Origin of the sequence: Novipirellula sp. (assembly GCF_041583735.1) — a bacterium.
Taxonomy (GTDB): Bacteria; Planctomycetota; Planctomycetia; order Pirellulales; family Pirellulaceae; genus Novipirellula.
Genome location: NZ_JBFHFD010000504.1, coordinates 1 through 6,313 on the forward strand (window position 1 = coordinate 1; position 6,313 = coordinate 6,313).

A 6,313-nucleotide genomic window follows, 5' to 3' on the forward strand; every position below is an offset into this window, starting at 1 on the left:
ATTGGTTGATGTCGGCGATCGAGACGGTCGGGTCCTTCTCGACTTTGCTGCGGATATAGAGGTGACCGAGCATGGCGTCGGTAAAGTCGCGTTGCCGAGACGCCAGCGAACTGCCCTTCTCACGAAGCAACGCATCGAGTTCGGCAATATCGGTGACCTTGTATTGCTTTTTCAGTTGAGGCAATTCCGATTCAAAAAACATTTGCCGTGCACGTGCGGCAAGCGTTGCATCGGCTTCGGCACGTTTATCCGCGGTTTGCGTTCCCACTTGGTCTAGCAGGAAACTCTCTCGCATCATCTTGTTCTGGATCGCCTGTGTCAGCATGCCTCGCGTTAGATTGATGCGAGCGAACCGAAGCTGGTCCTCGGGAACCTGTTGTTTCGATTTCGCCAGCACTTCATTGATACGAGCGTCGACCTTAGGAGCGACTTCACCGTAATAAATGGGACTTTGCCCCACCACCGCGATGATGGCCGCCGGATCATCGGGCAGCACGACGTTCTGTGCCGCTTCGACCTCGTCCCGGGTGGGGATTTGAGCGTGACTTTCGGACCAACCGCAGGTCAATGCGATCAGCACCACGAGGGTGTCAATGAGCCGATTGGGGGCGAGCGGTTGCATTCCTTGCTCTACGCTGAATAAGTGTGGGGGCGAGATAATCCTATGGCTTGTAGCCCAGCGATTGAATTCATCGCAAGGTCAGAACCGATCGACCCCCAAGAAAATCTGCTCGCTAAGCGTGCCGATCTAAACCAGGTCGCCGGGGATTCGCTCGCCGCGGTCGTGAACCTGGGGCACCGGATGATTGATTTCGCCCGGCCGCAAGTGAGTTTTTTCGGTCAATAGCCGCATGCTTTTCGCATGATAAAGATTCGGAATCATCGTCTCGCCGCGACGCAGCCGGTACAGGATGCAGCCTTTGCGGCGAACGAAATACATCCCATACACCTCGGCGACAAACAATTCTCGCTCCATTCCCACGCCGACGGTTTCGACCGAATCCCCAATGTCGATGCCGTCTGACTCGACTGCCAGCCACAAACAGGGGCGAAGCCGAAAGCGGACCGAACCATATTGATAGTGGTAATAGGTACCGTCAAAACGGTCTCGGCGAAAAACGCGTTCACTGGGAATGCGGCGGGTCACGATCGCCACATCGTTGGGGTGAATGAAATCTTGCCCATCTTCGGGCCAACGTGGAAAACAGCCGTAAACAGGGGCACTAGGCTCGAGCATGATCAATCCGAATTTGGGGGCACGGGATCCAAACCGATTGTAGGACGATGGCCATCTTCGTCCAACTGCTTTTGCTAGCAGCTTTACTTAAGACAATGGCGATGGGGTCGCGTGGGACGCGACGGTCCGCATCCACTTTTTTACCTGCTGTTTGAACGGCATATAGCGGGCAAATTGCTGCGTTTGATACTGCAGCCGATGCCAGGCGTGATACGAGCTGGAGTGCGAGGTGACACCGTAAATCACTTTGCCTTGCGTGTCCGTTTGTTTGCGTTTGTACGACGGTTCGCCGTAGCCCATGTCGATGGTGCGAATCCCGTGTTGGGTCGCGTGACGCACAATACTTTTGAATAACGCGGTGCCAGGCGAGTAGATCGCAAAGCGTGGATCGTAGACGGGGAACCAGTAGTGCAGCAGATCGCCTTCGCGGATTCCATAATGAGCGGCCACCAAATGGTCGCCCGCTCGCAAGACCGACAGCATCCCATAAGCACCGTGGCGTGGTTTTTCGAACAGTTGACGCAGCATCTTGTGCGGCCACTGCGGGGCGAACACATCGATCGGTTTGGTGCGGAGGTATTGCTCTCGTTTCAGCTGGATCGTTTTGTCCAACAGGCCGGCGTCGCGGCAATCGATCTCGAGCGAGATCTCCCCCAGCTCGCGAGCCATTTTTCGCGTCTTTTGCTGCTGTTTTTTCAGCGTCGTGTGGCTCTGTTCCATGCGGCGGAGCGTTGCTGGCGAATCATCGCCAAGTTGCAATGAGAAAGCGTCGATCGTTTCAAAGCAATCTTGGTCCGCCAGTCCTGCGGTGGGACCGACCAGCGAATGGAAATGAAACGCCTTCAAATTCAATTCTTTTAACAACCACCGCCAATCGATCGCCACAGTATTAGCAGCAATAATATTATGAGCGTCGTTGAAGCATCGACCGACCGGCCAAGCAACGCCGCGGATTCGGTGAAACGCCCATAAGCCGACTAATGCGTCGCCACGACGAATCTGGGCGATCTCGACATCGCCACCCCGCGCCGTATCGGCCGCGGCGATGAAGGCGGGCGAAAAGAAAGGGCTGGCAAATTCAGGCTGCAACTGACGCAAACGCTCCCACCCTTGCCAGTCCGCTTCGCTCAATCGCGAAAAGGGGACGCAATCAATACGTAGGTCTGTAGAGGGGGTGGTGTTGATGGGGGAACGCATCAAAGGGGCGCTTGCATCGGTTTGAATCGAAGAGGATTCATGGATTCGATGAATATCGGAGGACAAAGCGGACCTAGGGAACGCTGCAGGATTTGCGGCAGAGGATTCAGTAGATGACGACACAACAATCGTTTGCTATACGGTGGCGCACCGCGACGCTCCCATCGAGACATTAGCGACACAAAAGAAGGCATTTTCAGGAAAACGCGGTCGCTCAAGAATTCTAGTCTAGTTGCGGACTTAGCAGCGTCAATCAATCACCGCCCCCCAATGCCGCCGACTTGGGCGTTTCCATGCCGGTGTTTCAAGCGGTGCGACAAGGGGCCTGGGGCATCTGCTCAATCAGGGCTTAAAGCTTTCGCTTTCCCGAAATGTAAGATGGGATGAGGCACTACGCGGCGTCGTTGAACAGCCGGCCGCCGCCACGTTCTCGTTCTTCCCCGTCACTCGATCGGCGATAGGTTCGGGGAGTATCCATTCCTGCCAACAACCTTAGGATCTCTTGTGAATGGCTAGCCAAATGGTACTGACATACAAACAGCGACACGGCGGCTTGGTGGGCTGCCGAAATGGTATAAGCGACCGATTGGCTGCGATCAGCCAGGTCGATTTCGCCGGACCTCCGTAGTTTTTCAATCAGCGTCGTACCCGATGCAGGTGCCTGAGCGTCCGATAGCAGTTGCTCTCGCCGTTCCACCATGTTCTCGAGACGTCCGACCGCTTCGAGCAATTCCAAGCCGGTCTCGGCGACCTCGCTTGCCATTGCCGTTTTGGTTTGAATCCGAGAATTGGCAATTAGCTGCTCAATTGTGGTGGCCACGATTTCCAGATCGTCGACATAATCCGCGACACGGTTTGCCCAAGTTTGGTTTGTTTGCATGATGTTACGCGCTGCGGCTCATTTGAAATAATTGGTACATCGGATCGGCGATCGAGCTGGCCGAAGCTTCGGTCAAATCCTCGACAATCAATTGATCCATCTGCTGCTGGAACACTTCCTCGGTCCGGCCGCCATGCATGTAGGCTGGCTTGCCGACCGTTTTCCGCATCGAATCGAGCATGCTACCGAACAGCGTTTGACCGACGAAATCGGTGAACGCTTCCTGCGTCTCGTTGGCAGGTTTTGCGGGCTGTTGGGATATCGCGTGTTGGTCCAACGGCGAAGACTTCGAAGCCAAGGGGGATGACGATGGAAAGTTCATAAGATCACGCGTTTTCCGAAGGGGCGTTTTGTTGAAAGGCGACTTCGTCGTTTATTGAAAGACGACTTCGCCGTACAAGTCACCTTTGGCCTTGAGCGTTTTGATGATCGCGATCAAGTCCGAGGTCGGTACATCGAGTGCATTGAGTGCATCGGCCAAATTCTTCAGCTTTGCCGTATCACGCTCATCCATCTTGTCATCGACTCCGACCAATCCGCCCACGCCGCCTGCTTCGATTCGCAAGTTGCGGTGGGTGACCAATACCGGAGCGACCTCGACATCCTTGCCGATCACTACGATGCCCTCGCGTTCGTTGATCACGACGCGTGATGAGTGGCTGGCGATTTGGATCGGAAGATTCAATAGCAACGAGATGAATTTGATCGGGTTTTCTTGATACAGTTCAGGAATGTGAACCTGCACGTGCAATTGGTCAATCGCTTGGGCGCGGGGACGATTGTTGCGTGAGCCGGATCCGCTACCGGAGCGACCGGAATCACCAAGTGTCAGTGCCGACAAACTGTTGACTTCGTCTTCGATCCGCTGTGTGTTGTCAAAACTGGCAAAGTCGCGTTCCAAGATCAGCGTGATCATGCCATCCTTTTGGAATGACGCAGGAACGGTCGCTTCCATCTTAGCACCACCTTGAACCGTACCGGTGGTCGCGGGGCCATCGACGCTGACCTTCACGCGGCCTTGGGCCACCGCATACACCGTCGGGTTATCGGCGCGTGGACCCAACATCGGCGTGAGCATCAAATAGCCACCTTCGAGACTTTTGGCATTGATGGCGTTGACAGTGACATCGATCTGGTCGCCGGTGTGCGATCCGACTGCGGGAATGCGTGCGGTGACGAAAACCATCGCGACGTTTTTGGCATCGGCAACATCTTTTAGATCGAGTTGCCCAAGCGAATCGACTGCCATCGATCCACCCATCAATTGCATCATCCGCGATAGCGCACGCGCCGTGGGAGCGGCGTCACTATCGCCTGTGCCACGCAGCCCCACAACCAACCCCAGGCCTTGCAATGTGTTGATCTCTTGCCCCTTCAGTCGGCACATGTCGCCAAGCCGAAGCGTTGCAGCATCCGCCGGCAGCGCCGCGATGCAGAGTGCCATCATGATGGCGATGGGAGCGAGAATTTTCATCGGAAGCCTAGTGCGTTTGGATTCATGGCGATTACGCGGCAGTGCCGTTTGTGAAGCCCGTGCCGTCTCTCTAAAACGGTTGGACACGATCAAACCAACGACTGAACCAACCTCGTTTGTAGCCGTCCCGCAAATGTCCCTGATCTTCCTTGCGTATTTCAAGATCAATCAGATCGCGGCTCAGGATCACGTTGTCCGGGGCGATATCTTGAGCCCGGCAGATTCCGGACAGCGACGTTTCCCAAAGGTTGTCGTTGATGCGAATCGTCTTGCGAGCTTCGACGACCAAGTTTCCATTGGGGCGAATGTCGACGACCGTCGCAGCGATGTTGAACGTCATCGCCTCGCGTGATTTCAGCGAGGCTTGGCTGCGGAATTGAGACTCCGATTCAGCGGCGACCGCCGGATCTCCGTTGCCCTGCGGATCGGGCCGCAAACGAAAATCGGTCAAGCGGATCCAATCGGTCAGGATCGCTTCGTACAGCGTTTTCTTGCGGTTTTCAGCGGCACCGGTCGCGGTCACACTGGTGATCTCATCAACGCGAATGGTGATGATGTCATTCTTTTGAAACGTTCGCAAACGGGGCGCCGGTTGATAGGTCCAACTGACGTTGCTCAGCAGTGCTGGTGCCCCGGGGGATGCCGTGTAGGAGGCCTGCGGCGGGGTGGAATAAGGTCCTGGGGCTTGATGCGGCATCGGCAACGGTTGCAGCGATGCATTCGGAGCATTCGCGACCGGTGGTGGTCCTGGTTGCCGCAACAGCGAACTCTCTTGAGCATCCGCGATCTGGCATAGCAGTCCGAAAACGAGAACCGAAATCGCGGAAGCGAAACCATCGAGACAGCGAATTTCGAAGGATCGGAGGGGTTTCGTGTGGATCATTGGTTTTTCAAAAGGACTATCGGGCTTGCGGGGCACGGGTGACAATTTCAACTTCGCCGCTGTTGACCACGCGTGCGACCAACCGTTTGCGTGGCTCGAGTGTTTCGATTTCCACCAGCTCGGATTCGGCGCCGTCACCGAGCGATTTGGCGTTGGTGGTCACACTGATCGAACCGTTGATCACCCGTACTTCGACTAAGTCGCCGCGACGGATTAACGTCGGTTTGCCAATCTGGCTCCGCAGAATCGGTTCGTTGCCGCGAAGGTTGCTGCGGGTTTCCATGCCCACCAATTCGCGTGGATCGGTACAGTAAGAATCGTCCCACTCGTCAATCGGAATCGGCCGCTCGGTCAAATCGGCACGTCCTAGTCGATTGCCCGAACGAATGCTCTTGATCGGCACAATGGCAACGGGGTTTTTTTCCAGGCTGACGATCAGGTCGGTTTGGATGTTGCCTTCGAGTCCTTGGGAAACAACTCGCAATACCGAGGGGCCAGACTTCACTCCGCTGACGAAATTGGCGGCTTGAATGCCGCGAGCCAATTCGAGTTCTTGCATCGCAGGTTGATGTCGATCGATACTCAATTTGTACCGCTCCAGCAGCGACGCGTCTTCTCGCAATAGGGCAAGTTCGATCCATC

At 55.6% G+C, this 6,313-nt stretch carries 7 protein-coding genes and 1 pseudogene; all 8 read right to left on the reverse strand.

Annotated elements, in window-relative coordinates:
- Positions 1 to 622, reverse strand: a pseudogene (locus tag ABX962_RS26865) (peptidyl-prolyl cis-trans isomerase); the annotation flags it as partial.
- A gap of 126 nt (positions 623 to 748) precedes the next feature.
- Complete coding sequence (locus tag ABX962_RS26870; RefSeq protein ID WP_372724007.1) at positions 749 to 1,237, reverse strand: hypothetical protein; 489 nt, start codon at positions 1,235 to 1,237, stop codon at positions 749 to 751.
- Positions 1,238 to 1,324: 87 nt separating this feature from the next.
- Positions 1,325 to 2,434 (reverse strand): GNAT family N-acetyltransferase, encoded by a 1,110-nt coding sequence (locus ABX962_RS26875; protein WP_372724009.1) that lies wholly within the window; start codon positions 2,432 to 2,434, stop codon positions 1,325 to 1,327.
- A 391-nt stretch (positions 2,435 to 2,825) separates the two neighbouring features.
- A complete protein-coding gene (locus tag ABX962_RS26880) occupies positions 2,826 to 3,314 on the reverse strand; it encodes a hypothetical protein (RefSeq protein ID WP_372724011.1) in 489 nt (162 codons plus the stop codon).
- Positions 3,315 to 3,318: 4 nt separating this feature from the next.
- On the reverse strand, positions 3,319 to 3,636 hold the full coding sequence (locus tag ABX962_RS26885) for a rod-binding protein (RefSeq protein ID WP_372724013.1): 318 nt from the start codon (positions 3,634 to 3,636) through the stop codon (positions 3,319 to 3,321).
- Between the two features lie 51 nt (positions 3,637 to 3,687).
- Positions 3,688 to 4,788, reverse strand: coding sequence for a flagellar basal body P-ring protein FlgI (locus ABX962_RS26890; RefSeq protein WP_372724014.1), 1,101 nt, complete (start codon positions 4,786 to 4,788; stop codon positions 3,688 to 3,690).
- 70 nt (positions 4,789 to 4,858) lie between these two features.
- Positions 4,859 to 5,671, reverse strand: a complete 813-nt coding sequence (locus ABX962_RS26895; RefSeq protein WP_372724016.1) for a flagellar basal body L-ring protein FlgH — start codon at positions 5,669 to 5,671, stop codon at positions 4,859 to 4,861.
- Positions 5,672 to 5,687: 16 nt separating this feature from the next.
- On the reverse strand, positions 5,688 to 6,313 hold a 626-nt coding region (flgA, locus tag ABX962_RS26900; protein ID WP_372724018.1), incomplete at its 5' end, for a flagellar basal body P-ring formation chaperone FlgA.

Bases quoted from the DNA above. Each gene is read 5' to 3' on its own strand.
- ABX962_RS26880 (WP_372724011.1), bottom strand. From the start codon at position 3,314: ATGCAAACAAACCAAACTTGGGCAAACCGTGTCGCGGATTATGTCGAC.
- ABX962_RS26870 (WP_372724007.1), bottom strand. From the start codon at position 1,237: ATGCTCGAGCCTAGTGCCCCTGTTTACGGCTGTTTTCCACGTTGGCCC.
- ABX962_RS26895 (WP_372724016.1), bottom strand. From the start codon at position 5,671: ATGATCCACACGAAACCCCTCCGATCCTTCGAAATTCGCTGTCTCGAT.
- ABX962_RS26875 (WP_372724009.1), bottom strand. From the start codon at position 2,434: ATGCGTTCCCCCATCAACACCACCCCCTCTACAGACCTACGTATTGAT.
- ABX962_RS26885 (WP_372724013.1), bottom strand. From the start codon at position 3,636: ATGAACTTTCCATCGTCATCCCCCTTGGCTTCGAAGTCTTCGCCGTTG.
- ABX962_RS26890 (WP_372724014.1), bottom strand. From the start codon at position 4,788: ATGAAAATTCTCGCTCCCATCGCCATCATGATGGCACTCTGCATCGCG.